Origin of the sequence: Thermus tengchongensis, assembly GCF_021462405.1 — a bacterium.
Lineage (GTDB): Bacteria > Deinococcota > Deinococci > Deinococcales > Thermaceae > Thermus > Thermus tengchongensis.
Window position 1 is genome coordinate 1 of the sequence record NZ_JAKEDU010000014.1, and the last position, 24,695, is coordinate 24,695.

At 65.8% G+C, this 24,695-nt stretch carries 25 protein-coding genes, 3 tRNA genes and 1 pseudogene; 14 read left to right on the top strand and 15 right to left on the bottom strand.

What is annotated here, in order from left to right:
• Positions 1-563, bottom strand: a pseudogene (locus tag L1087_RS11870) (transposase); the annotation flags it as partial.
• 24 nt (positions 564-587) lie between these two features.
• Here L1087_RS11870 and L1087_RS11875 point away from each other — a divergent pair.
• From L1087_RS11875 to L1087_RS11900, 6 genes are all read left to right on the top strand, one after another.
• Positions 588-1,247, top strand: a complete 660-nt coding sequence (locus L1087_RS11875; RefSeq protein ID WP_386083244.1) for a hypothetical protein — start codon at positions 588-590, stop codon at positions 1,245-1,247.
• Between the two features lie 51 nt (positions 1,248-1,298).
• Positions 1,299-1,374 (top strand) — tRNA-Lys (locus tag L1087_RS11880).
• A gap of 6 nt (positions 1,375-1,380) precedes the next feature.
• A tRNA-Glu gene (locus L1087_RS11885) sits at positions 1,381-1,455 on the top strand.
• Between the two features lies 1 nt (position 1,456).
• A tRNA-Val gene (locus L1087_RS11890) sits at positions 1,457-1,533 on the top strand.
• A 265-nt stretch (positions 1,534-1,798) separates the two neighbouring features.
• Entirely contained in the window at positions 1,799-2,113 is a 315-nt protein-coding gene (locus L1087_RS11895; RefSeq protein WP_234559120.1) for a nucleotidyltransferase family protein, read from the top strand.
• Positions 2,114-2,157: 44 nt separating this feature from the next.
• Entirely contained in the window at positions 2,158-2,481 is a 324-nt protein-coding gene (locus tag L1087_RS11900; RefSeq protein ID WP_234559122.1) for a HepT-like ribonuclease domain-containing protein, read from the top strand.
• Between the two features lie 265 nt (positions 2,482-2,746).
• Here the strand turns inward: L1087_RS11900 and L1087_RS11905 are convergent, their stop codons facing one another.
• Genes L1087_RS11905 through L1087_RS11945 form a run of 9 tightly spaced genes read right to left on the bottom strand, consistent with a single transcriptional unit; the run spans position 2,747 to position 11,713 of the window.
• Positions 2,747-3,508, bottom strand: a complete 762-nt coding sequence (locus L1087_RS11905) for a DUF721 domain-containing protein (RefSeq protein ID WP_234559124.1) — start codon at positions 3,506-3,508, stop codon at positions 2,747-2,749.
• Between the two features lie 19 nt (positions 3,509-3,527).
• Positions 3,528-4,550: a DNA replication/repair protein RecF gene (recF, locus tag L1087_RS11910; protein ID WP_135260172.1), complete on the bottom strand. Its 1,023-nt coding sequence runs from the start codon at positions 4,548-4,550 to the stop codon at positions 3,528-3,530.
• Positions 4,551-5,723: an MFS transporter gene (locus L1087_RS11915; RefSeq protein ID WP_234559126.1), complete on the bottom strand. Its 1,173-nt coding sequence runs from the start codon at positions 5,721-5,723 to the stop codon at positions 4,551-4,553.
• A 10-nt stretch (positions 5,724-5,733) separates the two neighbouring features.
• Positions 5,734-6,549 carry a phosphate ABC transporter ATP-binding protein PstB gene (pstB, locus tag L1087_RS11920; protein ID WP_234559127.1) on the bottom strand — a complete coding sequence of 272 codons (816 nt, stop codon included), beginning with the start codon at positions 6,547-6,549 and terminating at the stop codon, positions 5,734-5,736.
• Positions 6,543-7,754: a phosphate ABC transporter permease PstA gene (gene pstA, locus L1087_RS11925; protein WP_135260175.1), complete on the bottom strand. Its 1,212-nt coding sequence runs from the start codon at positions 7,752-7,754 to the stop codon at positions 6,543-6,545. Before pstA ends, pstB begins: the two co-directional genes overlap by 7 nt.
• A complete protein-coding gene (gene pstC / locus L1087_RS11930) occupies positions 7,747-8,649 on the bottom strand; it encodes a phosphate ABC transporter permease subunit PstC (protein WP_135260176.1) in 903 nt (300 codons plus the stop codon). Before pstC ends, pstA begins: the two co-directional genes overlap by 8 nt.
• Positions 8,650-8,708: 59 nt before the next feature.
• On the bottom strand, positions 8,709-9,674 hold the full coding sequence (locus L1087_RS11935; RefSeq protein ID WP_135260177.1) for a PstS family phosphate ABC transporter substrate-binding protein: 966 nt from the start codon (positions 9,672-9,674) through the stop codon (positions 8,709-8,711).
• A gap of 36 nt (positions 9,675-9,710) precedes the next feature.
• The gene (mnmA, locus tag L1087_RS11940; protein ID WP_234559130.1) at positions 9,711-10,832 is read right to left on the bottom strand and encodes a tRNA 2-thiouridine(34) synthase MnmA; all 1,122 of its coding nucleotides are present in this window, start codon (positions 10,830-10,832) and stop codon (positions 9,711-9,713) included.
• Complete coding sequence (locus tag L1087_RS11945) at positions 10,829-11,713, bottom strand: DUF1385 domain-containing protein (protein WP_234559131.1); 885 nt, start codon at positions 11,711-11,713, stop codon at positions 10,829-10,831. The genes mnmA and L1087_RS11945 overlap by 4 nt, the downstream gene beginning before the upstream one ends.
• A 39-nt stretch (positions 11,714-11,752) precedes the next feature.
• Here L1087_RS11945 and L1087_RS11950 point away from each other — a divergent pair, with 39 nt between their 5' ends.
• A complete protein-coding gene (locus L1087_RS11950; RefSeq protein ID WP_234559132.1) occupies positions 11,753-13,150 on the top strand; it encodes a leucyl aminopeptidase in 1,398 nt (465 codons plus the stop codon).
• 45 nt (positions 13,151-13,195) lie between these two features.
• On the opposite strand, the gene L1087_RS11955 is transcribed toward L1087_RS11950, so the two are convergent.
• Complete coding sequence (locus L1087_RS11955; RefSeq protein ID WP_038040800.1) at positions 13,196-13,639, bottom strand: Fur family transcriptional regulator; 444 nt, start codon at positions 13,637-13,639, stop codon at positions 13,196-13,198.
• A gap of 213 nt (positions 13,640-13,852) precedes the next feature.
• Here L1087_RS11955 and L1087_RS11960 point away from each other — a divergent pair, with 213 nt between their 5' ends.
• Both L1087_RS11960 and L1087_RS11965 read left to right on the top strand, forming a co-directional pair.
• Positions 13,853-14,116: an FtsB family cell division protein gene (locus L1087_RS11960; RefSeq protein WP_206201736.1), complete on the top strand. Its 264-nt coding sequence runs from the start codon at positions 13,853-13,855 to the stop codon at positions 14,114-14,116.
• Positions 14,113-14,370, top strand: coding sequence for a hypothetical protein (locus L1087_RS11965; protein ID WP_038040796.1), 258 nt, complete (start codon positions 14,113-14,115; stop codon positions 14,368-14,370). Before L1087_RS11960 ends, L1087_RS11965 begins: the two co-directional genes overlap by 4 nt.
• On the opposite strand, the gene L1087_RS11970 is transcribed toward L1087_RS11965, so the two are convergent.
• Entirely contained in the window at positions 14,367-15,224 is an 858-nt protein-coding gene (locus L1087_RS11970; RefSeq protein ID WP_038040794.1) for a LysR family transcriptional regulator, read from the bottom strand. The genes L1087_RS11965 and L1087_RS11970 overlap by 4 nt on opposite strands.
• Before the next feature lie 111 nt (positions 15,225-15,335).
• On the opposite strand from L1087_RS11970, the gene aceE reads away from it, so the two are divergent.
• From aceE to L1087_RS11995, 5 genes are read left to right on the top strand one after another with little or no spacing between them, the layout of a single operon-like run.
• Positions 15,336-18,062: a pyruvate dehydrogenase (acetyl-transferring), homodimeric type gene (aceE, locus tag L1087_RS11975; protein ID WP_234559133.1), complete on the top strand. Its 2,727-nt coding sequence runs from the start codon at positions 15,336-15,338 to the stop codon at positions 18,060-18,062.
• 21 nt (positions 18,063-18,083) lie between these two features.
• Positions 18,084-19,340: a 2-oxo acid dehydrogenase subunit E2 gene (locus L1087_RS11980; RefSeq protein ID WP_234559134.1), complete on the top strand. Its 1,257-nt coding sequence runs from the start codon at positions 18,084-18,086 to the stop codon at positions 19,338-19,340.
• Positions 19,341-19,380: 40 nt separating this feature from the next.
• Positions 19,381-20,286, top strand: a complete 906-nt coding sequence (gene hemC, locus L1087_RS11985; protein WP_234559135.1) for a hydroxymethylbilane synthase — start codon at positions 19,381-19,383, stop codon at positions 20,284-20,286.
• Positions 20,287-20,328: 42 nt separating this feature from the next.
• A complete protein-coding gene (gene perR, locus L1087_RS11990; protein ID WP_234559136.1) occupies positions 20,329-20,724 on the top strand; it encodes a manganese-dependent transcriptional regulator PerR in 396 nt (131 codons plus the stop codon).
• Positions 20,725-20,744: 20 nt separating this feature from the next.
• Entirely contained in the window at positions 20,745-21,986 is a 1,242-nt protein-coding gene (locus L1087_RS11995) for a bifunctional folylpolyglutamate synthase/dihydrofolate synthase (RefSeq protein ID WP_234559137.1), read from the top strand.
• Positions 21,987-22,026: 40 nt separating this feature from the next.
• Here L1087_RS11995 and L1087_RS12000 read toward each other — a convergent pair whose 3' ends face one another.
• The 3 genes from L1087_RS12000 to L1087_RS12010 are packed head-to-tail and all read right to left on the bottom strand — an operon-like array spanning position 22,027 to position 24,694.
• Positions 22,027-23,157, bottom strand: coding sequence for an aminotransferase class I/II-fold pyridoxal phosphate-dependent enzyme (locus L1087_RS12000; protein WP_234559138.1), 1,131 nt, complete (start codon positions 23,155-23,157; stop codon positions 22,027-22,029).
• Positions 23,150-23,644 carry a MogA/MoaB family molybdenum cofactor biosynthesis protein gene (locus tag L1087_RS12005; protein ID WP_234559140.1) on the bottom strand — a complete coding sequence of 165 codons (495 nt, stop codon included), beginning with the start codon at positions 23,642-23,644 and terminating at the stop codon, positions 23,150-23,152. Before L1087_RS12005 ends, L1087_RS12000 begins: the two co-directional genes overlap by 8 nt.
• 3 nt (positions 23,645-23,647) lie before the next feature.
• Positions 23,648-24,694 (bottom strand): M28 family peptidase, encoded by a 1,047-nt coding sequence (locus L1087_RS12010; RefSeq protein ID WP_234559142.1) that lies wholly within the window; start codon positions 24,692-24,694, stop codon positions 23,648-23,650.
• Position 24,695: the final 1 nt, after the last annotated feature.

Genomic DNA, 24,695 nt, shown 5'->3' on the forward strand with positions numbered 1-24,695 from the left:
GGTCTTGAGCTTGGGAGGGTGCCGGGGAAGGAGCAAGCCTTCCTCCCGCATCAAGGAGCGCACCCGCTTGTCCCCTATCCTAAACCCCTCCTCCCGCAGGAGCGCCCCCAGGCGGCGGTAGCCATAGCGGGGCCAGGTGCCCGCCAACTCCCGCAACCGTGCACAAAGCCTCTCTTCCTCCTCCCCAAGGCCCTTGGGGCGGTAGTAGAGACTGCTGCGGGGAACCTCCAGGAGGCGACAGAGCAGGCGGAGGGGATAGGCTTCCCCCAAGGCCATCACCAGCCGCCGCCTTTCCTTTGCCGGTAGAGTGCGGAGGCTTTTTTTAGGACCTCCAACTCCAGGGCCAGCTGGCCGGCCAAGCGTTCCAGCTCGCGGATACGGGCCTCTTGCTCGCTGCAGCCGGAGGCAAAAGCGGCATGGGCGTTTTCCAGGAACTCCCGCTGCCAGCGGTAGAGCACCGACTCCGCCACCCCATGGACTCTAGCGGCCTCAGCGACGCTCCTTTGGCCGGATACCAACTCCAACACGATCCTCGCCTTGTCCTTCGCCGACCACTTGCGCATCTTGCTTCCCCCAGGCTACACCCCTTGGCCTCTCTCTTGGGGTGGTCCAAATTCGGGGTAGCACTTCACCACTTTGAAACCCCTTACTACCTGGGGGAGGTTTGGGAGGAGCGGGCTTTGGCCTTCCTCCTAAGGGGGCTTCCCCTGCCCCAGGCCCGGGGATGGGAGGGATTCTGGGAGCGCTTTGTCTTCGCCCCGGAGGCCCGCCTTTACTATGCGGATTCCAACGCCTTGGCCTTCCATCCAGACGTGCGCCAGGGAGTGCGGGAGGTAATGCTCTTTGATGCCCATCATGATGCAGGCTACCGCCCTTTGGGTGTGGAACCCGCCTGCGACGACTGGATGGTCTATTACGCTCGCCAAGGGGCCAAGCTTAGGGTTTTCTACCCTTCCTGGCGCGATCCCTTCCTGGAGCCCGAGCCCGTGGTCCCCGTGGAGAGGGCCAAGGACCCTGGAGGGCCGGTGGAGGAGGTCTTCCAGCGGGCGTTCCTCTGCCGCAGCGGGGCCTGGGTCCCCCCTTGGACCGACGAGGCCTTTTTCGCCTTCTTGGAAGCCGCTCCCTTGCCCAAGGTGGCCCTGGAGGCGGTGGCGAGGAGGCCATTGGACCTCGAGGGCCTAAGGCGAAGGGCCCAGGAGGAAGCCCTTGGCCTGAGGTTTCTGGAACGCCTAAGGGGGCTTTGCTAGGCCTTACCCTGGACATGTTTCCCTTCTTCCCCTATAATCACTAAGGCTGTTGGGCCGTTAGCTCAGCTGGCAGAGCAACCGACTTTTAATCGGTAGGTCGCAGGTTCGAATCCTGCACGGCCCACCAAGCCGGGGCCCCATCGTCTAGCGGTCAGGACGCGGCCCTCTCAAGGCCGAAACGGGGGTTCGATTCCCCCTGGGGTCACCACGGGCGGCTAGCTCAGCTGGTCAGAGCGCTCGCCTTACAAGCGAGAGGCCAGAGGTTCAAATCCTCTGCCGCCCACCACGATGGGAACACAAAACTCCCCGCCTTGGAAGCAAGGCGGGGAAGCCCTTTTATGGCAGTTTTTATGGCACTTGGCCTCAGGCTTGGGGTCTGGGCCTCGGTCCCCGGATCAGGTTCTCTAGGTCCAGCACGTAATCGCGGCGCTCCTTCAAGAGGTGGCGGTAAATCCCCAGGGTGACTCAAAAGGTGTACTTCCACCGCAAGAGAAAGGGCCTGGGACACCAGGACCACCTCGACTTCCTCCCCGCTTGGGGCATGGGGGATAATGAGGAAGATGCCTGAGGTTTCCCCCGAGCTGGAAGGCTTGCTGGCCCGCCTCCAAGCGGCCAAGGCGGAGCTTAGGGAGCGCTACGGGGTCAAGGAGATGGCCGTCTTCGGCTCCTATGCCCGGGGGGAGAACCGGACCACGAGCGATCTGGACCTCCTGGTGGAGTTTGAGCGCGTGCCCGGCCTCCTCAAGTTTCTGGAGTTGGAGGAATACCTTTCCCAGCTGTTGGGCGTCCGGGTGGACCTGGTGCGGAAGGCTTCGGTACGCGAGGAACTTCGGCGAACCATCCTGGAGGAGGCGGTCCCCGTTTGAAAAGGAGGCTAGCCAGTCTCTTCCTGCAGGATATCCTTCAGGCCATGGACCGGATTGCGCGGTTCGTGGGAGACCGGGATTACGAGACCTTTGCGGCGGATGAGCTTCTCACCAGCGCCGTGGTGCGGCAACTGGAGATCATTGGGGAGGCGGCCAAAAACCTTCCCCAAGGGATTCGGGAGCGGTACGCTGACTTGCCCTGGCACCTCATGGCCCGGATGCGGGACCGGCTTTCCCACGGCTACTGGACGGTGGACTACGAGATCGTGTGGAGGGTGATCCAGGAGGAGCTGCCTGCCCTAAGGCCGCGCATTGAGGTCGTGCTGGAGGAGGTCAGGGCAGAAGAGAACGGATGGGAAAGCTCCTAAAGGATAGAAAAAATCCCGAAACTTTATGGCAGTTTTTATGGCAGTTGGAACCGGAAACCCCCGGAAGACGCCGGACCCCCTGGTTTTGGCAACCCGATAAGGACGGGCTTTCTCGTGGGGTCTCGTATGGCCCCGAAGGAACGTAAAGCGCCTTACAAGCGAGAGGCCAGAGGTTCAAATTCTCTGCCGCCCACCAGCTCCAGGACGCAAAGCTTCCCCCCTCGCTACCGAGGGGGGAAAGCCTTTAGGAGGCTTATTTGGGAGCTTAGGCTTCCTTGGCGAGGAGGCTCCGCACTGCCTCGGGGAGGGTTTCCCCAGGAAAGAGGGTCCTAAAGCGCTGGGCCAGGTCTCGGAGTAGAGGACGTAGGGTTTCGTCCCGTAAGGCCTGGGGGTAAAGGGCCTCCATCTCGCTGAGGAGGGATTGCCTGGCCAGGTGCCGGGCCACCAGGAGGGCCTCCCCCTCGAGGCCCGTGGGACGGCCCCGCTTGAGGCGCTCCGCCTCCTTGCGCACCCAGGGGCTTTCCAGAAGGCGGAGGCAGGTGGGGCAGGGGTGCTGGGGGCTGGGGCTTCCGCAGATGGGGCAGGGCTCGCCCCGATCCTTTTGCAGAAGGGCCAGGGCGGCCCGGGCTACCTTTTCCCGTAGCTCCAGGGGGGCTTTTTCCGCCAGCTCCAGGGCCCGGCGGCTTGCCCATAGGAGGCGCTCGGGGTTTTCCGGGGTTTTGGGGGCCTCTGGCTCCTTCTCCAGGGGCCCCACCACAAAGCGGATCTCCTTCACCGCCCCGGGAAACCGCTCCTCGTAGCGTCGCAAAAGGGCCAGGCGGCTGTAGGTGAGCTGGTGGGCGGTGACGGGGTCCGCCACCCGCACGGTGAGAACACCGCCCTCCAGGGCCAGGGGTTCGCTCAGGCGGGAAAGTTCCTTGCCCACTACTTCCCGCCAGGCGGCCAGCACCAGACCCCTCTTCAGCTTTTCCTTCCCCCCGGCCTTCTTGAGGGCCTCAGGGATCACCTCTTTAAGCCGCCAGGGCATGCCCACCCTCCCGGGAGGGTCAGCATAGGACCACCCCTCCTTCCACCCAGCATACAGGCACCCCCTCGGGGGCCCAAAGCCCCGCCAGGATGGCCTGGGGTAGGGTGCGGGTATAGGCCAGAACTGCCTGCCGTTTGCCCTCGTCCAGCTCCTCGCTCCACTCGTCCAGCAGGAGAAGGGGGGCTTCCCCATGGTGCTCAAAGAGCAGGCGGTGCTCGGCCAGGCGCAGGGCCAGGGCCACTCCTTTGGCTTCCCCCCGGCTTCCAAAGCGGTGGACCGGCCGGCCTGAAAGCAGGAAGACCAGGTCGTCACGGTGGGGGCCCACCAAGGTTTGTCCTCGGGCCAGTTCCTCTTCCCTCCGGGTCCTTAGGGCCTCGAGGAGATCCCCCGGGGCGGTTTCCTCCAGAAGAAGCCCCACCTCCCCCGGAGCCAGGCTTCGGTGGACGGATTGGAATATGGGCAGGAAACGCTTTAAGAAGCGCCTTCGGAAGGCCATGATCTCCGTGCCGTAGCGGGCCAGCTCCTGATCCCATACGGAAAGCCCGTTCCCCCCGGCCTTCAAAAGGGCGTTTCGCTGGCGCAGGGCCTTTTCGTAGGCGGAGAGGAGAGCGGCGTACCGGCGGGAGAAGCGTCCGATCAGACGATCCAGAAAGGCCCGCCTCTCCTCCCGGCTTCCCAGCACCACCTCCACGTCCTCAGGCAAGACCAGGACCGAGCCCGGAAGCTCGTGTAGGGCCCTTAGGCTCACCGCCTTCTCGTTCAGCACGATCTCCCTTCCCTCCAGCCGGAGCCGTTGCTCGATCCGGTATAGACCCAGCTCGGTTTCCACCTCCGCCTGCAGCCAGGCTTCCTCCTCCCCGAAGCGGATCAGGTCGGCCAAGGAAGCCCGGACCTCGCCTCCCAGGGCCAGGTGGATGCCGAGGAGGAGGCTGGTCTTTCCTTGGGCGTTCCCTCCCACCAGGGCGAAAAGGCCCTGAGGGGGCTGGAAGGCCGAAAAGGCCAGGTTGCGGAAGTTCCTCTGGCGGAAGACGAGGAGCCGCATCTAGAGCTTTACCCGGCGGAGGAGGGCGGGAAGAAGGAGGAGGGCCAAGAGAAGAAGACCACCCCCCAGGAGGTAGGGGGCTTCTGGGGCCATGCGGTAAAGCCCCGTGCCCAGGATGGGCCCCAGCATGCGCCCCAAGGCTTGAGCGGAGCTATTCAGCCCCGCCACCAGTCCCTGCTCCCCTTCCCCCACCGCTAGGGAGAGGGCGGCGGTAACCCCCGGCCCCGCTAGGGCTGCCCCCGCTCCCTGCAGGGCCAGGCCCAGGGCCAAAAGGGGAAAGCCCTGGGCCACCACCAAAAGGAGAAAGCCCAGGATGCTCACGGGTAGCCCCAGGAGGAGGAGGGTTCGGGGCGGCCAGGAGAAGCGCCGCACCAGGAAGCCCTGGATAAAGACCGCCACAAGGCCGTAAAGCACCAGGGCAAGCCCCACGCTCCTGGCGGTTTCCACCCCCGAGAGCCCGAGGCGGTCTTGGAAGTAGAAGGCGATGGTCTGCTCGAGGGACACACTGGAGAGGTTCAGGGCAAACCCTAGGAGGAGAAGGGGGAAGACCCTTTTATCCCAAGGGGAAAGGTGCCCTACCTCCTGTGATCCCTGGGGCTTGGACTCCGGCAGGACCAGGACCACGAAGAGGGCGTTGAGGAAGGCGAGGCCGGAGGAGAAGAACACCGGGGCCAGGAGGCCAAGCCATGCGGCAAGCCCTGCTCCCAAGGCGGGCCCCAGGATGACCGCCAGGCCAAAGGCCGCCCCCAGGAGGGCCATACCCGCGGTGCGGTTTTCCCGGCTGGTGATATCGGCCACGTAGGCCTGGGCGGTGGGTAGGGTGGCGGAGCTGAAAGCCCCACCTAGGAGCCGGGCCAGGAGAAGGAGGGGAAAGAGGAGGCCCGCGGGAACCAGACCCCTTTGGCCCAAGAGGGCAAAGAGGCCAAAGAGGAGGAAACTCACGGCAAAGCCCAGGATGCCCAGGAGGAGGATGGGCTTCCTGCCCTTCTCGCTCAGCCTCCCCCAGATGGGGGAAAGGAGGAACTGCATGAGGGCGTAGCCGGTGGAAAAAAGGCCCACTTGGACCTCGGTGAGTCCCAGCTCCCGCCCCAAGGGCCCCAGAATGGGGAAGAGGATGGAAAGCCCCAGGATGCTGTTGAAAAGGGTCAGGAAAAGGAGGCCTATGGGGGACATGCCCTAGAGTCTATCCGAAGCGGCCGGTGATGTAGGCCTCGGTGTATGGGTGCTTGGGCTTGGTGAAGATGATTTCCGTGGGGCCTTCCTCCACTAGGACCCCTAGGTGCATGAAGAGGGTGCGGTCGGAGATGCGGGCGGCCTGCTGCATGTTGTGGGTGACGATGACCACGGTGTAACGCCTCTTGAGCTCGGCGATCAGGTCCTCGATGGCCTGGGTGGCGATGGGGTCCAGGGCGCTGGTGGGCTCATCCATGAGCAGGAGGGGCGGTTCCACGGCGATGGCCCGGGCGATGCAGAGCCGCTGCTGCTGCCCGCCGGAGAGGCGTAGCCCGCTCTCCTTCTTGAAGCGGTCCTGCACCTCGTTCCAGAGGGCGGCCCGCTTCAGGGCCTCCACCACCCGGTCCTCCAGTTCACTGCCTTTAACTCCCATGAGCCGAAGCCCAAAGGCCACATTCTCAAAAATCGTTTTGGGGAAGGGGTTGGGCTTTTGGAAGACCATGCCGATTTGCCGCCTCACGGCCACCGGGTCCACCCGGGGGTCGTAGATGTTCACCCCTTCGTAGAGCACCTCGCCCTCCACCCGCACCCCGGGGATGAGGTCGTTCATGCGGTTGAGGGAGCGAAGGAGGGTGCTCTTGCCGCACCCCGAGGGGCCGATGATGGCGGTGATCTGGTTGCGGGGAAAGCGGACGGAGATGTCGTAAAGGGCCTGCTTCTTGCCGTACCAAAGGTTCAGCCGGCGGACGTCCACTAGGGCCTCGGCTTCGGAAACGGGGGCTGAGCGTACGGTTTCGTGATCCTTCAGAAGTTCCAAACTCACCATTCCCTCCTAAACCGGTTCCTGAGGTACAGGGCCATCAGGTAGAGCCCCGAGAGCATGGCCAGCATGACCAGGATGCCTGCAGCGGCCACCCGGCTGAACTCCGGGATGTTCATGGACACCCAAAGGTAGATCTGCACCGGTACCACCGTGTACTCCGACATGGGGCCATTGGGGAAGAAGGGGACGTAGGCGGCGGCGCCCACCAGGAGGAGGGGAGCGGCCTCTCCGATGAGCCGGGCGGCGGACAGGATGACCCCGGTGACCATGCCCGGCAAAGCGGCGGGCACCACCACGCGGAACACCACCTGCCTCCGGGTAGCTCCCAGGGCAAAGGCGGCCTGGCGCAAGGACTCCGGGACGGCGCGCAGGGCTTCACGGGAGGTGACCACGATGACCGGGATGCCCAGGAGGCCTAGGGTGAGGGCGGCTGCCAGGATGCTGGGTCCTAGGCCGAACTCCCGCACGAAGAGGGCGAGGCCGAGAAGGCCGTAGACGATGGAGGGCACCCCGGCCAGGTTGCGGAGATTGACCTCCAGGATGCGGTTGAGCGTTCCTTCCCGCAGGTACTCCTCCAGGAGGATGGCGGTCCCCACCCCCACGGGGATGGCGATGAGGAGGGCGAGGGACAGCACCCAAGCCGTTCCCCATATGGCCACGCCGATTCCTGCGGTGAGGGGGGACCGGGAAGGCGTGCGGGTCAGGAAGCTCTGATCAAGCCAGGGGTTTAAGACCAGCCTTTCCCCCTCCTTCAGGTTTGCCTTGAGCTCACTCCAGCGGCGCAGGCCCTCGGCCAGGGAGAAGTCCGCCACCCGCTCGTCCCGGAGGCCGGTGACCACGTAGCGGAAAGGGCCGTCTTGGGTGTTCCACATGAGTTCCACCCGGTTCTGTAGGAAGAGGACCCGGCGCTCCGTGGGGTCCTGGAGGGAGAACCTCACCTCCTCTTCGGTGTAACCCCGGGCCAGGAGCTCTTGCCGGAGGATCTCGTTGGCAGAAAGACCAAAGGGATAGGTCTTGCCTGGACCTTCGTCGGCCCGCACCACCTGCACGGAGAAGCTCCGGTAGGCCGTGTCTCCCAGGAGCAGCGCCAAAAGGCCGATGGCCATGGTCAGGGGGATGAGGAGGGCCCGGGCAAACACCCGGTCGATCCGCGTTTTCCACGGGTCCGTGGAGAAGGCCTGAGGGGGGGACTCGAGGGACCTATTCATACCGCTCCCGATAACGTTCCACTACCCACTGGGCCAGGATGTTGAGGAAAAGGGTGAGGAGGAAGAGGGTAAAACCAACGGCGAAGAGGGCGTAGTAGGCGGTGGAGCCTGTGGGCTGGTCTCCTGTGGCAGCCTGGACGATGTAGCTGGTCATGGTGGCGATGGTCTCCCGCGGGTCCAAGGTGAGGGTTGGCCTTTGGCCCGCGGCGATGGCCACGATCATGGTCTCACCGATGGCTCGGCTGGTGGCCAAGATGATGGCGGCGATGATGCCGGAGATGGCGGCGGGGAAGACCACCCTTAGGGCCACCTCGTAGGGCCGGGCCCCCAGGGCATAGGCCGCCTCCCGGATGGAGCGGGGTACGGACTCCATGGCGTCCGCTGCCACATTGGAGATGTAGGGGATAATGGCGAAGCCCATGACCAGGCCCGCCGAGAGGGGGTTAAAGATGTTGAGGTCCGGAATCACCCTTTGTAGCAACGGGGTTACGAAGAGGAGGGCGAAGTAGCCGAAGACCACGGTGGGAATGCCCTCGAAGAGCTCCAGGGTACCTTTGATGCGGGCGCGGGCGTTTCCGCTCGCGTACTCCGCTAGGTATATGGCCAGGGAAAGGCCTAAGGGGATGGCCACCAAAAGGGCGATGGCCGTCACCAGGAAGGTACCGGCGATGAGGGGGGCGATGCCGTAGCGGGGTTCGGCGAACAGGGGCGTCCATTCGGGGGCCAGGAGGAACTCTAGGAGGGGGACTCGCCGGAAAAACTGGACCACATCCCCCACCAGGCTGAGGATGACCCCCAAGGTCGTGAGGAGGGTAACGGAGGAAAGCGAAACCAGGAGGATAAAGGTGAGGACCTCCTTAGGGTTTCTTGAGGGCCTTTGCTTAAGGATCTCCATGCCTCTCCCATTCTATAGGGGTGGGGGGGCTCCCCCCCCCACCCCTAGGACCGCTGGGGTTATTGGATTTCCTTCCTCAGTTCCTCGATGAACTTGGCCAAGGGGGTTCCGGGGGGCAGGTCGGCAAAGAAGGAGCCCAGCTTCTTGCGGGCCACCAGGGCCTGCCCGATGCGGTAGGCCTCGTCGGGGAGCTCCACGTAGCCCGTGGCCCGGATGGCCCGGCGGGCCGCGGGGGAGAGGTAGAAGTCAATGAAGTCCCGCACCTCCTTGCGCTCCAGGCTCTTGGCGTTCACGTAGATGAAGAGGGGCCGGGACAGGGGGATATAGGTGCCGTTCAGAACCGTCTCCCGACTCGGGGCCACGCAGCCCCGGCCCCCGTTGATGGCCAGAGCCCGTACCTTGTCCTTGTTCTCCTCGTAGTAGGCGTACCCCACGTAGGCCATGGCGTAGGGGTTGCCGATGACCCCGCGCAGGATCACGTTGTCGTCCTCGGAGGGGAAGTAGTCCTTACGGCTGGAGCCCGCCCGGCCCATGATGGCCTCGGTGAAGTAGTCAAAGGTGCCCGAGTCGGTGCCCGGCCCGAACAGCACGATCCGACGGTTGGGCCAGGCGGGGTTCAGGTCCTTCCAGAAATTCACCTTGGAGTTGGGTTCCCAGATGGACCGGAGCTGAGCGGTGGTTAGGCACTGGGCCCAGGTGTTCTGCCGGTTGACCATCACCGTGAGGGCGTCGAAGGCGATGGGAATCTCCACGAACTGGATGCCTGCCTTCTGGCAGGCCTCCATCTCCGACTTGCGGATGGGGCGGCTGGCGTTGGAGATGTCCGTTTCCCCGCGGCAGAACTTCTGGAAGCCGGCTCCCGTGCCCGAGAAGGCCACGGAAATGCGCACCTGGGGGTTGCGGGTCACGAACTCCTCCGCCACCGCCTGGGTGATGGGGTAGACGGTGGAGGACCCATCCGCCCGGATCTGGGCCATGGCCGTACCGGCGAGCGCTAACAGCAGAAGACCGTACAGCTTCTTCATCCCTAAACCTCCCACCCGTACTCTGACAACCCTTTGTCAGGAGAAGGTCAAGAACTCCCCCGTTAGGCTCCGGTCAAGGCCCGCCAGGTTGTAAAGCCCTTGGCGGATCACCGCGCCCCCCAAAAGCCTCTCCCCCTGGTAGAACACAGCGCTCTGCCCCGGGGTCACGGCGAAGACCGGGGTGGCAAAGCGAAGGCGCAAAGGGCTTAAGGACTCCACCCTGGCCCTTACGGGAGGGGTGCGGTAGCGCACCTGGACCTCCACTTCCTCCGGGAGTTCAGCGAGGAGGTTGGCCTCCTCCCCTTCCAGCCCCAGCCAAAGGGCAGCCTCCCTGGGCCCCACGTAGACCACGTTGGCCTCTGGGTCTATGGCCACCACGTACCGCTCCAGGTGGGGCTTATAGAGCCCCAGGCCCTTCCGCTGGCCGACGGTGTAGAGGCTTGCCCCCTGGTGCTCCCCCACTACCTCCCCGGTGAGGGCGTCCACCAAGGGACCGGGGCGGACCTTTAGCCTTTCCCTCAGGAACACCCTCAAGTCCCCGGCCACAAAGCAGAGGTTCTGGCTCTCCGGTTTCCTGGCGGTAGGGAGCCCCGCCCGTTCGGCCAAGGCCCGCACCTCGGGCTTGGTCATCCCCCCCACGGGGAAGAGAAGGTGGGGGATGGCCTCCCTGGGGGTTCCCCAGAGGAAGTAGCTCTGGTCCTTGAAGGGGTCCGCCCCCCGAAGGAGGGCCTCCCCTTCCCGGCGCACGTAGTGCCCGGTGGCCACGTAGTCCAGGCCGAGCCTTTGGGCCTGCTTGAGGAGGGCGCCGAACTTCACGAAGGTGTTGCAGCGGGCGCAGGGGTTGGGGGTGCGGCCTTGGGCGTAGTCCTTCAGGAAGGGTTGGATGATCTCCTCCTCAAAGGTCTCCCGGTAGTCCAAGAGATAGAAGGGGATATCCAGGATCTCCGCTACCCTGCGAGCCTCGTAGGCGGCCTCGGGGGTGCAACAGCTTTCCCAGGCCCGTCCCTTATGGGGGATATCCAGGGTAGGCCTTGGGGGCTCCTCGGGCCAGAAGCGCATCATGGCCCCCACCACCTCGTAGCCCGCTTCCTTCAGGAGGTAAGCGGACACCGAGGAATCCACCCCCCCGGACATGGCCACCAGAACCGTCTTCCTCATGCCACCACCTTTTCCCCCACCGCCGCCTCTGTGCTCTTTATGGCCACCTCCACCATGTCCGGGGTGGGCTCGGCCACAGTGAGGGCTTGGAAGCGGAAGCCCAAGGCCCGCAGGAACCGGGAAACGGGGTCCTCGTGCCGGGCGGAGAAGTAGAGGAGCTCAAAGGCCAAGGCCGCCACCACCGGCAGGAAGAGGACCCGGGCGAGGAGGCGCCACCAGAGGACCTGGGGGGCGGGGATGAGGCTGTAGACCAGGACCGAGACCACGATGACGAAGGCGAGGAAGGTGGTGCCGCAGCGCGGGTGGAAGCGGGGCTGGGCCATGACGTTTTCCACCGTGAGGGGAAGCCCCTTTTCAAAGGCGTGGATGGCCTTGTGCTCCGCCCCGTGGTACATGAAAAAGCGCCGGATCTCGGGCATGCGGCCGATGAAGAGCAGATAGCTCACCAGGAGCCCCACCTTAATGAGGCCCGCTAGGAGGTTATAGAGGAGGGGAAGGCGGGCGGGGTCCACTAGCAGGCCGGAAAGGAAGCCGGGAAGCACGATGAAAAGCGCAATGCTGATGAGGAGGCTCACCGCCACCGTGCCCCACAGGGCCCCCTTGGGCATTTCCTCTTCGCCCCCCACCAGCTCGGCGCTGCGGGCCAAGGCCCGGTAGCTCACGGAAAGGGCGTCCCAGAGGGCCACCACTCCCCGGATCAGGGGGAGCTTGGCCCAGGGGTAGCGCTGGCTCAGGGCGGGCTCCTCGTGGCGCTCCACGTGGATTTGGCCGTTGGGAAGGCGCACCGCCAGGGCCCAGGCCCAGGGGGATTTCATCATCACCCCCTCGAGGGCCGCCGAACCCCCCAGGGCCACCTGCTTGGCGAGCAAAAGAAGCCGCATCCCTCCCATTCTGCCACGGGGGCGTGGTATCTTCCAGGCGTGATCACCTTGCATCCTGTAGAGGCCACGTTGGCGGAGGGGAAGGCCCCTTTGAAGGTGGTGTGGGTGAAGAAGGGGGAGCTTACCCCCCAGGCGGAGGCCCTGGACGTCCGTCTTGGAGGAGTTCTAAGACGGGCCATGGCCGGGGCGGGGTTCAAGGGGGAGGCGGGGGAGAACCTCTTGCTTTCCACCCCCGAGGGGCATTTCCTCCTCTTCGGCCTGGACGAGGATCTCCGGGCCACGGGGGGAAGGCTGGCCCAGGCGCTTGCCAAGCTATCCTTCCCCGAGGTTCTGGTGGAGGCCCTCGAGGCCTACCCCCTGGCGGAAGGGATTCTCTTGGGGGCGTACCGCTTTGACCGTTACAAGGGCTCCAGGGAGGAAAAGCCCGTGGCCGTCCAGCTTTCCGGGGCTAGCCCGGAGGAGCTGGAGAGGGCGAAGAAGGTGGCGGAAGGGGTCTTTTGGGCCCGGGATCTGGTGAACGAGCCCCCCAACGTCCTCACCCCGGAAGCCTTGGCGGAGGCGGCCCTTTCCCTTAAGGCCTTCGGGGTAGAGGTGGAGGTTCTGGACGAGGAGGCCATCCGGGCTTTGGGCATGGGAGCCTTCCTGGCGGTGGCCCAAGGCTCGGAGAACCCGCCCCGTTTCATCGCCCTGCGCTACGCTCCCGAAGGCGCCCGGGAAAGGCTGGACCTGGTGGGCAAGGGCCTCACCTTTGACTCCGGGGGCTACTCCCTGAAATCCACGGAGGGTATGGCCACCATGAAGGGGGATATGGCCGGGGGAGCGGCGGTCCTCGGGGCCATGAAGAGCGCCGCCCTCCTGGGGCTTCCCGTGGAGATCCGTGGCTACATCGCCGCTTGCGAGAACCTGATCTCGGGCCGGGCCTACCGGCTTGGGGATGTGCTCAAGACCCTTTCCGGCAAAACGGTGGAGGTGATGAACACCGACGCCGAAGGCCGCCTCACCCTGGCGGATGCCCTGGCCTATGCGGAACGCCAGGGGGCCAAGCGGATCCTGGAGCTTTCCACCCTCACGGGCTCGGCGGTGGTGGCCCTGGGGGAGGAGGTGGCCGCTCTCTTCGCCACGGAGGAAACCTGGGGGAGGCAGGTGGAGGAGGCGGCGAAGATGGCGGGGGAGAAGGTCTGGCCCCTACCCCTGGAGAAGGCCTACCGGGAGAAGCTGAAAAGCCCTGTGGCTGACCTAAAAAATGTGGGTGACCGCAACGGCGGGGCCATCACCGCGGCCCTTTTTCTGGCGGAGTTCGTTTCGGTGCCTTTGGTGCACCTGGACATCGCCGGGCCCGCCTTTGCCAAAAAGGCTCATGCCTTGGGTCCAGAAGGGGGCACGGGGTTTGGGGTGAGGACGGTCCTCCAAGTGGCGCAAGGGCTGAGCGAAGGTTAAAAAGTCCCACCCTGCCCCCGGGCAGGGTGGGAGCCTATAGAACCCTTACCCCTGGCAGTTGGGGCAAAGCCCCCGGAACTCCAGCCGGAAGTTCTCCAGAGCCCAGCCAGACTTCTCGGCGGCGGCCTTTTGCGCCTGGGAGAGGTCCAGCTCCGGCAGGTTCTTCAAGAGGAGGTCCTCCACCTTACCGCAGGAGGTGCAGACCAGGTGCACGTGGGGCTCGTTATAGCCGTCGTAGCGGGTCAGGCCCTTGGGGTCCTTGAACTCGTAGATGAGGCCGTGTTCCCTCAGGACGTGGAGGTTCAGGTATACGGTGGAAAGCCCGATGTCGTAGCCCCGCTTCTTAAGGCCGTTGTAGAGCTCCTCGGGGGTAGGGTGGACGTTCTTGCGATCCAGGTAGCTTAGGATTCGCTCGCGGGGCAGGGTGTGCCTGAGCCCCACCGCCTTTAGCCGCGCCCGGTAGTTCTCCTTTTCCCTCATCCTTGGCATGGCTCCTCCTTCCTTTCGGTTCCAGTATACACAGGCCGTGTGCAAATGCAACACCCGAACTAGGCATTAGGCGGTATGGACCCTTTCTCTCCTTTTGGGAAGGGCTTTCCTCATGGAGTGCTCCTCAAGTTTAGGTAAATTTCCAAATTCTTCCGCCCCATTATACCACTCCCATCCGAGGCAACGGGTTGCCCGGAGTATAATGGGTCCATCGTGGACCGGCCCATCTACCGCATCCTGCACCTGGTCTTTGCCCTGGGTTTGGCCCATGCCCTTTTCCTTTTAGGGCAGGAGGGGATCAGGGCGTATGAGCTCGCCCGGGAGCGGGCCAGGCTCGAGGAAGCCCTGCGCCAAGCGGAGGCCCGGGTGGCCCGCCTCGAGGCCGAGGTGAAGGCGGTCAAGGATCCCGCTTACCTGGAGGCCCTGGTCCGCAGGTTGGGTTTTGTGCGGCAAGAGGAGATACTAAGGAGGCGATGAGGGAAGACCCGGCGGCACTCTTTCTGGAGGACGAAGCCTTGACCGACGGCCTCACCGATGAGGAGGCGGAAGCCCTTCTTTCCTGGCTTCTGGACCTGGCGCGGGAGGCCAGCCCCTCCCAGCTGGCCCACCTGAGAAGGCTGGGGCACGAGATCACGCGCCTTTCCCGCGACTACGGCCTGCCGGTGGAGGAGCTCATCGGCCTGGTGGAGCTGGCCTGGGGGGAGACGGATGCCCCTGGCCTGCAGGCCTAAAAGACCAGGGCTTTGAGGAGTTTCCGGACCTCCCCAAGCCTAGGGGGCGGGGGGGCGGTGCGGTAGATGAGGGAGACCTGCAAGGCAGCCTCCTCCTCCAGGGGCTTGAGCACCACCCCGGGGTGGGGGAAGACCCGGTAGGGGGCCAGGGTGAGGTAGACCCCCACCCCCGCGGCCACCAGGCTCACCGCCTGGGAGAACCGGGCCACCTCCCGGACCACCCGGGGCGTGAAACCCGCCCGGCGGAACACTTCCATGAAGGCCTCGTAAAGGGGGGGCAGGGTTTCCTTGGGAAGGAGGAGGAAGGGCTCTTCCTTGAGGGCCTTGAGGGGGACCCTTTCCCTCGAGGCCAGGGGATGCTCCTCGGGCAGGGCCACCACGATGGGCACTTGCAGGAGGGGTTCTTGGCCGATGAGGGGGTCCTCCACCCGAAGCCCCGCCAGGCCGTAGTCCAGCTGGCCCTCCCTGAGGGCTTTGACCTGCTCGGGGGTGTGCATCTCCAGGATTTCCACCGGCTGGCCCAAGCCCCGGCGCAGGTGGTCCAGAAGGGGCATGAGGTCGGGAAGGAGGTTTTCCGGAACCCCGAAGCGGAGTTCTTCCCGATGGGCACGCCGCACCCGGGCCTTGAGGGCCTCCACCTCCTGCAAAAGTTGCCGGCCCTCCCGCACCAGCACCTCCCCCGCCGGGGTGAGGCGGAAGGGCTTGCGCTCCAGGAGCCTCACCCCAAGCTCCTGCTCCAGGGCCTTTATCTGCTGGGAAAGGGCGGGCTGGGAAAGGTAAGCCTTCTCCGCCGCCCGGTGGAAGTTCTTCTCCTCGGCCAGAAGAAGGAAAAGCCGCAGGCGGCGCAGGTCCATGATAGGATCAGCTTATCAGCACGCCCCAGGCTTTTCTATTGGACAAAGGTCCTCCCCCATCCCAGACTGGGAAGGGGAGTCGGTGTAGTGTAGCTTTCGTAAAGGGGGAGGATGAAGGTGGTGAACGCGGATGCGCTGAGGAAGGCCTTAGAGGCCCTTTCCCCAGAGGAACTGGCCCGGTTCAGGGAGGAGGAAAACCGGGAGTGGCGGGAGTCCTTGGAGTACGTACTCCGGGTGGAAGGCTTCGCCAGGGTGGAGGAGCTTTTGCGCCTTCTGGACGAGTACCTCTACCTACAGGGCTTCTCCCCGCAAAACCGCCTCTCCACCCCCTACCTGAATACCATCCCCAAGGAGCAGGAATCCCCTTATCCCGGGGACCTCGAGCTGGAGAGGCGCATCGTCAACATCCTCCGCTGGAACGCGGCCATGATGGTCACCCGGGCCAACAAGAAGGCGGAGGGGATCGGGGGGCATATCTCCACCTACGCCTCCATCGCCGAGCTTTACGAGGTGGGGTTCAACCACTTCTTCCGCGGGCCCGAGGCGGGCTTGGACCGGGACCTGGTCTTCTTCCAGGGCCACTCCTCCCCCGGCATCTACGCCCGGGCCTTTCTGGAGGGAAGGTTGAGCGAGGCGGACCTGGAGAACTTCCGCCGGGAGGTGCACCCCCCCGTGGCGGGAGGCCGGGGGCTTTCCAGCTACCCCCACCCCTGGCTCATGCCGGACTTTTGGGAGTTCCCCACGGTTTCCATGGGCCTTGGCCCCATCCAGGCCATCTACCAGGCCCGCTTCATGCGCTACCTGGAGGACCGGGGCCTGAAGCCCAAAAGCAGCGCCAAGGTCTGGGCCTTCTTGGGGGATGGGGAGCACGACGAGCCCGAGACCGTGGGGGCCTTGCACCTGGCGGCCCGGGAGAACCTGGACAACCTCATCTTCGTGGTGAACTGCAACCTCCAGCGCCTGGACGGGCCGGTGCGGGGCAATTCCAAGATCATCCAGGAGCTGGAAAGGCTCTATAGGGGTGCGGGTTGGCGGGTGATCAAGATCGTGTGGGGTTCGGCCTGGGATCCCCTCATCGCCAAGGACAAGGAGGGCCACCTTCTTAGGCGGTTTGAGGCCCTGGTGGACGGGGAGAGCCAGCGCTACGCCGCCTTCGGGGCCAAGGAGCTACGGGAGCGCTTCTTCAACACCCCCGAGCTCAAGCGGCTCATCGAGGGCATGAGCGACGAGGAGCTCACCGAGCTCACCCGGAGCCGGGGCGGCCACGACCTCAAGAAGATCTACGCCGCCTACAAGGCGGCGGTGGAACACCGGGGAAGCCCTGTGGTCATCCTGGCCCGCACCATCAAGGGCTACGGCATGGGGCCCACCGCCATGGCCAAGAACGTGGCCCACCAGGTGAAGAAGCTCACCGAGGAGGACCTGAAGGAGGCCCGGGCCTTCCTGGGCATTCCCGTGCCGGAGGAGAAGCTTTCCGAGCTTCCCTATTACCACCCGGGGCCGGACTCCCCCGAGGTGAAATACCTCCTGGAGCGCAGGAAAGCCCTGGGGGGCTTTGTCCCCGAGCGCCGGGTGCGGTTTACGGGCGGTCTAGAGGTGCCGGGGGAGGAGTTCTTCCAGGAGTTCTACGAGGGTTCTGGGGGCAGGGAGATCTCCACCACCATGGCCTTCGTGCGCATCCTGGCCAAGCTCCTCCGGCATCCCAAGATCGGCAAGCTCATCGTGCCCATCGTGCCGGACGAGGCCCGCACCTTCGGCATGGAGGCCCTGATCGCCCAGGTGGGGGTCTACTCCCCCCAGGGGCAGCTTTACATCCCCGTGGACGCCGGTACCCTCACCGCCTACAAGGAGAGCAAGGAAGGCCAGATCCTGGAGGAGGGCATCACCGAGGCGGGGGCCATGGCGGACTTCATCGCCGCCGGTACCGCCTACGCCCACTGGGGCATCCCCACCATCCCCTTCCTCATCACCTACTCCATGTTCGGCCTGCAGCGCATCGGGGACCTGGTCTGGGCGGCGGCCGACCAGCGTACCCGGGGCTTCCTCCTTGGGGCTACCGCCGGGCGCACCACCTTGCTAGGGGAAGGGCTCCAGCACCAGGACGGCCAGAGCCATATCTACGCCTTGGCCGCCCCCAACCTCTTGGCCTACGACCCCGCCTTTGCCTACGAGTTCGCGGTGATCCTCGAGGACGGCTTAAGGCGCATGTACGCCAAGGGCGAGGACGTCTTCTACTACATCACCATCGAGAACGAGAACTACCCTCACCCCCCCATGCCCGAGCCCAGGGAGAAGGTGAAGGAGGGGATTCTCAAGGGTCTTTACCTCTTCCGTCCCGGGGAGGGGAAGGGCCCCAGGGTGCAGCTTTTGGGTTCGGGGCCCATCCTGCCCCAGGCGGTGAAGGCCCAGGAGCTCCTTCAGGGCTACGGGGTGGTGGCGGACGTGTGGAGCGCCACCAGCTACAAGGCCCTCTACGTGGACGCCCTCGAGGCGGAAAGGGAGCGGAGGCTTCTGGGCAAGGCCCGCAAGCCCTATGTGGCCGAGGCCTTGGAGGGCCACGAGGGCCCGGTGGTGGCCGCCAGCGACTACCTCAAGGCCCTGCCCAACCTCATAAGGGGGTATCTGGACCGGCCCTTCTGCGCCCTGGGCACGGACGGCTTTGGCCGCTCGGATACCCGGGAGGCCCTGAGGGACTTCTTCGAGGTGGACGCCCGGCACATCGCCTACGCGGCCCTTGCCCTTTTGGCCGAGGAGGGCAAGGTGCCGGCTAAGACCCTGGCCAAGGCCCGCAAGGAGCTTGGGCTCGAGCTTTTGGAAACCCCGCCCCACAGGAGGTAAGGGGGTATTTTGGAGGGCAAGATGGAGCTGAAGCTTCCCGAACTGGGCGATAACGTGAGCGCCGCCACGGTGGTGGGGGTGCTGGTGAAGGAGGGGGACCGGGTGGCCCCGGGGGACCCCCTTTTGGAGCTGGAAACCGACAAGGCGGTGATGGAGGTTCCCGCGGAGGCGGGCGGGGTGGTGCGGCGGGTTTTGGTGAAGGTGGGGGACGAGGTGCGCCCTGGACAGCCCTTCTTGGAGCTGGCGGAGGAGGCTGGGGAAGAGGCCCAGGCACCGGAGGCCCCCAGGGCGGCCCCGGCGCCGCCCAAGCCCCTCGAGGCTCCCTCCCCAGCCCCCAAGGCCCCTGTTGCCTTGCCGGAGGAGGAGCGCCGCCTCATCCCCGCCGCCCCTAGCGTGCGCCGCCTGGCCCGGGAGCTGGGGGTGGACCTCCAGCAGGTGCGGGGCACGGGGCTGGCGGGGCGGATCACCGCCGAGGACGTGCGTCGGGCGGCGGGGCTTTTGGCCCCTGCGGAGCCTTCCCCCGCCGCCCTTCCCGCGGCCCAGGCCCCCAAGCTTCCCGACTTCAGCCGCTGGGGCCCCGTGCGCACCGAGCCCATGAGCGGGGTGCGCAAGGCTACCATGCGCTCCATGGCCCAGGCCTGGGCCCAGGTGCCCATGGTGACCCACTTCGACGAGGCGGACATCACCGAGCTGGAGGGCTTAAGAAAACGCTACGCCAAGCGGGCGGAGGAAAGGGGCTTTCGGCTCACCCTCACCGCCTTCCTCCTCAAGGCTCTGGCCTTGACCCTGAAAGCCTTCCCCAAGTTCAACGCCTCCATTGACCCGGAAAAGGCCGAGGTCATCTTCAAGGACTACGTGCACATCGGGGTGGCGGTGGACACCCCCCATGGCCTTTTGGTGCCGGTGATCCGGAACGTGGACCAAAAAGGGGTCCTGCGCCTGGCCAAAGAGCTTCAGGAGGTTTCCGAGAGGGCACGGGAGCGGAAGCTTGCCCCCGAGGAGATGCAGGGGGGCACCTTCAGCCTCTCCAACCTGGGGGGGATTGGGGGCACCGGCTTCACCCCCATCGTCAACTGGCCGGAGGTGGCCATTTTGGGGGTTTCCCGTTCCCAGACGAAGCCGGTGTGGGATCCGGAGAAGGAAGCCTTCCAGCCCCGCCTTGTCATGCCCTTCAGCCTCACCTACGACCACCGCCTTATAGACGGGGCTGAGGCAGCCCGTTTCTGCCGCCATCTGGTCCAGCTTCTGGAGGATCCTTTGGGTCTGGCCTTGGAATAGGGGGTGCCCGGCCCCTGGTTCTCGTGTAGTATGGGAAAGTATGCGCGTCATCGTGGTGGGAACCCGGGGCAGCGCCTTGGCCCTGGCTCAGACCCGCTTTGTGGTAGAGCGTCTTAAGGAAAGCTGGCCCGAGGCGGAGTTCAAGGTAAAGACCATCAAGACCCGAGGGGACCAGGGGGCGAGCCCCCTGGAGCAGGCCATCTTCGTTAAAGAGCTTCAGGAGGCGCTTCTTTCCCGGGAAATCGACATCGCCGTGCACTCCCTGAAGGACCTCCCCACCGAGGAACCCCCGGGGCTCAAGATCGCCGCCATACCCCGCAGGCAGGACCCCCGGGATGCCTTCTTGGGCAAGGTGTATAAGCGCCTCGAGGACCTCCCTGAAGGCGCTGTGGTGGGAACGAGCTCCATAAGGCGGAAGGCCCAGCTTCTGGCCCACCGGCCGGACCTGGTGGTGAAGGACCTGAGGGGCAACGTGGATACCCGCCTGGCTGCCTTGGGGAATGGGGAATATGACGGGATCATCTTGGCGGCGGCGGGGCTCATCCGGCTGGATCTGCGCAACCGCATCGACCAGTTCCTGGAACCCGAGGTGATGCTTCCCGCTCCCGGCCAAGGGGCCTTGGCCCTGGAGGTGCGCCAGGGGGACGATCTGGCGGAGGAGCTCTGCTACGCCCTTCACCACCACCCTTCCGCGGACCGGGTACGGGCAGAGCGGGCCTTTTTGAAGGGCCTTGGGGCCGGGTGTCTGGCCCCAGTGGGGGCCTTGGCCCAGGTGGCGGAGGACGGCACCCTCCTCCTCGAGGGGATGGTTCTCACCCCTGACGGCAAGAGCTTCATCCGGGCAGAGATCGAGGGCGACGCCTCCGAGGCCGAGGAGCTGGGATTGGAGCTGGCCCAGGACGTGTTGGAGCAGGGAGGGCGGGAAATTCTTGCCCAAAGCCGATAGGTTTGCTGGAGTTTTCCCCCGGCCTAGGGTATAGTGGGGTAGATGGCGCTTAAGCGCTTGACCCGCCAGCGTAAGGCTGTTTTGGAGGTGGTGAAGAGGGCCCACAACCACCCCGACGCCGCCTGGATCTACCAGGAGGTGCGCAAGGTGGTGCCCAAGGTGAGCCTGGGGACCATTTACCGCACCCTGGATGCCCTGGTGGAGGAGGGCTACCTCACCCCCATCACCAAGGCGGGGGAAGCCACCCGCTACGACGCCAACCTCCACCCCCACCTGCACCTGGTGTGCGAGGCCTGCGGGGAGATCGTGGACCTCGAGGTGGCCCTGCCCGACCTGGTGGCCCTGGCCCAGGAGGCCCACCCCGGGGTGGAGGTGCGCGCTGCCGAGGTGACCTTTAGGGGCCTCTGCCCCACCTGTAAGGCAGCCCCCAGGGGTTAGGCCGCTCCGGGATCGTATCGATGGACTCCTTAGCCTGGCTTTACGCCCGCCAGGGGGTGGTGGTCCTGGGCCTGGAGCGGATCCGGGTCCTTCTGGAGCGTTTGGGAAACCCGCAGGAGGCTTACCCCGTGGCCCTAGTAGGGGGGACCAACGGCAAGGGCACCACCGCCCGGGCCCTGGCGGCGGTTTTGCAGGAGACGGGCCTAAAGGTGGGCCTCTACACCAGCCCGCATCTGGTGGAGTTCCGGGAGCGGGTGGCCATCCAGGGCAAGCCCATCCCCCAAAAGACCCTCCTTTCCCTACTGGAAGAGATCCGTCCCAAAGCGGAGGCCCTGGGGGCTAGCTTCTTTGAAATAGCCACCGCCCTGGCCCTCCTCCACTTCGCCCGGGAGGGGGTGGAGTTCGCCGTCTTGGAGGTGGGCCTGGGGGGGCGTCTGGACGCCACTAACGCCACGGAGCCCGTCCTCTCCATCGTTACCAATGTGGGCCACGACCACCAGGAGCTTTTGGGCCCCACCCTGAGGGACGTGGCCCGGGAGAAGGCGGGGATTTTCCGAAAAGCGATCCCGGCCCTCACCGCCGCCAAAGGGGAGGGGTTGGCTGAGCTCAAGGAGCGGGCCCGGGAGCTGGGCACGCCCCTTTGGGTTTTGGGGGAGGCCTTTGCCCTCCTTGGGGTGGAGCCCTTAGGGGAGGGCCTGGCCTTCCGCCTCCGGCTTGGGAAAGAGGAGCGGGCCTTCCAGACCCGGCTTCTCGGCCCCCACCAGGCGGAGAACCTGGCCCTGGCGGCGGTGGGGGGAAGGCTTTTGGGCGCCCCGTGGGAGGCGGTGGCGGGAGGCCTTCTCCGGGTGGAGCACCCGGGGAGGCTGGAGCGGCTTCCCTGGCCGGGAGGCAAGGAGCTCCTCTTGGATGGGGCCCACAACCTGGAGGGGGCTTTGGCCCTTAAGGAGGCCCTCCACTTCCATGGGCTTTGGCCTGCCGCCTTGGTCCTTGCCTTCAGCCGAGAGAAGGACCACGCCGCCATGGCCGAGGCCCTTAGGGGCCTCGGCCCCGTGGTCCTCACCCGTTACCGCTCTCCCAGGAGCGCTGACCCCAATGCCCTTCTTCCCCTCTTCCCCGGGGCCTTTGTGGAGGAGGAGCCCTTAAAGGCCGTGGAAAGGGCCTTTACCCTGGAGAACCGGGTGGTGGTGGCGGGGAGCCTCTACCTGGTGGGGGAGGTGAAGCGGGCCCTTTGGGGGCTTCCCCCGGAGGAAAGGTGGCAGTAGAGCCTGCGGCTTCGCCCTAGGGGGTAGCCCAAGGAGCGGTTCAATCCAAGGCTTCCTTGAGGATGCGGGCGGCCTCCAGAAGCTCCTTTAGGGGCCGCACCAGGGCGATGCGCACCCACCCCTTCCCCCCGGGGCCAAACCCCCGGCCTGGGGCTAGGGCCACGCCCCGCTCCACCAGGCTTAGGGCGAACTCCAGGTCGTCCACCCCTTCGGGCAGGCGGCCCCAGAGGTACATGGTGGCCTTGGGGGGAAGCAGGCTGAGGGCCCCCTCGAGGGCCTCGGCCATCCCCAAGGCCCTTTCCCGGTAGACCTGGGCGAAGCCCCGGGTGACCTCCCGCGGGGTCTTGAGGGCCGCCACCCCCATGCGCAGGATGCCCGCGTACTGGTTGAAGTCCACCACTCCCTTGACCCGCTCCAGCCGCCCTATGGCCTCCTCGTTCCCCAGGGCGAAGCCCAGGCGGAAGCCCGCCAGGTTGTAGCTCTTGGAGAGGCTAAAGAGCTCCACCACCCGCTCCTTTCCCCCGGGCAGGGCCAGGGGGGAGGGGGCCTCCCCCTGGTAGACCTGGTCCACGTAGGGGTTGTCGTGGACCAGCCAAAGCCCATGCCTTTCCGCCAGGGCCAGGGCCTCCTCAAAGTAGCCCCAGTCCGCCAGGGCCCCCGTGGGGTTGTTGGGGTAGTTGAGGAGGAGGACCTTGGCTTCCTTCCAGATGCTTTCCGGCACCCGGGAGAGGTCCGCCAGGCCATCTTCCCGCAAGGGGATGAGGTGGGTCCTTAAGGAGGCCACCCGGGCCGCGCCAAAGTAGCTGGGGTAGGCCACCTCGGGCAGAAGGAGGAGGTCGTGGGGCTCGGTGAGGGCCAGGAGGAGGTGGGCCAGGCCTTCCTGGCTGCCGATGAGGGCCAGGGCCTCCCGCCTGGGGTCTAGACGCAGGCCGTAGCGGCCCTCGTACCAGCGAGAGGCCTCTTCCAGGAAGGGCAGGGTGCAGCTTTTCAGGCAGTAGCCGTAGGTGCTGGGGTCGGCGAGGGCCTCCCTTAGGGCCTGAAGGGGTTCGGGCGGGGGCAGGAGGTCGGTGGAGCCGATGGAGAGGTCCAAGAGGGGAATGCCCTTCTCCCGGGCCTTGCGTTTGGCCTCGTCCACCACCAGGAAGACCGAGGCTTCGGGCACCCTACTCATGGTGCCCCTCCCGCCAGGTCTTGCCGGTGACGAGGCTCAGGGCGTGGGGGAGGACGGGGAGGACCGCTTCCAAGGACTCCCGGGCCCCCTTGGGGCTCCCCGGCAGGTTCAGGATGAGGCTTTTGCCCCGCACCCCCGCCAGGCCCCGGGAAAGGGCCGCCATGGGGGTCTTCTCCAGGCCCCTAAGGCGCATGAGCTCGGCAAGGCCCGGCACCTCCTTGTCCAGAAGCTCCCGGGTGGCCTCGGGGGTCTTGTCCCTGGGGGCCAGGCCCGTGCCCCCATTGGTGAGGATCAGGTCCAGGCCCTCCCGGTCGGCCCAAAGCCGGATGACCTTCTTGATCAGGGGAGGCTCATCGGGGACGATCTCGTAGGCCGCCACCTCGAAGGGCCCAGCCTTTAGGGCCTCGCGGATGGCCAGGTGGGTGGTGTCCTCTCGCTCCCCACGGAAGCCCTTGTCGGACACGGTCAGGATGCCCACGCGGAACATTTGTCAAGAGCTTACCCCTTGGAAGACCCTTTGCAAAAGGGTGCGGGTGTAGCGCAGGGTGTCCTCGAGGGCTCCTTGGTCCAAACGGGCAAAGGTATCCGTGGGCCAGTGCCAGTTGGGGGGCACCCCCTGTTCCAGCCGGATCAGGGAAAGGCAGGGAAAGCCCCTTCGCGCCAGGGGCAGGGTGTCGAAGTAGGCCAGGCGGTAGCGGAGGGGCCTGGCCCCCGGGGTGGTGCGGGCGGCCTCGAGGAGGGCCCCCCGGTAGGGGAAGTAAAGGAGCATCCCCTCCCCTTCCGCATAGAAGAGCTCCCCCTGGCCCACGTTGTCCAGGTTGAGGACCAGGGTGCCTGGGGGAAGATGCGGGATCAGGGCCTTGGCCCCCAGGGCCCCCACCTCCTCGCAACCCGTGAGGGCCAGGCCCAGCCGCCACCCCTCAGGGGGCTCGGTCTCCAGGAAGAGGGCGGTGGCCACCGCCACCCCGCTCCCATTGTCGTTACCCCCTTCCACGTAGGGGGCTTTAAGCTCCCGGTGGAGGAGGGCGGCCTGGGCCAGGAAGTAGAGGCCCACGGGCCACCTCAGGGGAGTGAGGGCGAGAAGGGGCGCCAGGAAAGCCAGAAGGGCATTCAAGAGGAAGTTGGCCCGGAAGTGGCGCACCCTTTTGGGGTGGTAGAGGAAGAAGGTTTTGGCGGTGTCCACGTAGGCCATGAGGACCAAGGCCTTTGCCCCCTGGCCCTTCCAGGCCAAGAGGTTGTGCGAAGGGTGGCGGTCCAGGAGGAAGCCCCAGGGCCTCCAGCCGTTGAAGTAGAGGAAGAAGCCCAGGGCTCCCAGGAGGGGGAGCACGGGGGAAGCGGGGGCGAGCCCCAGGAGGAGGCTGATGAGAAGGAGCTCCGGGCCATAGCTTTGCACGCCCCGGAAAGGGATTTCCTGGACGGGTATTCCCTGGCCCTCCAGAAAAGACTTCAGGCGCTGGAAGGCTTGGGCCTCGAGGGCCGTGGCGCTCCCCCGGTGGGGGAGGCGGAGGAGCCGGAGCACGGCTTTCACCGTTTCCACG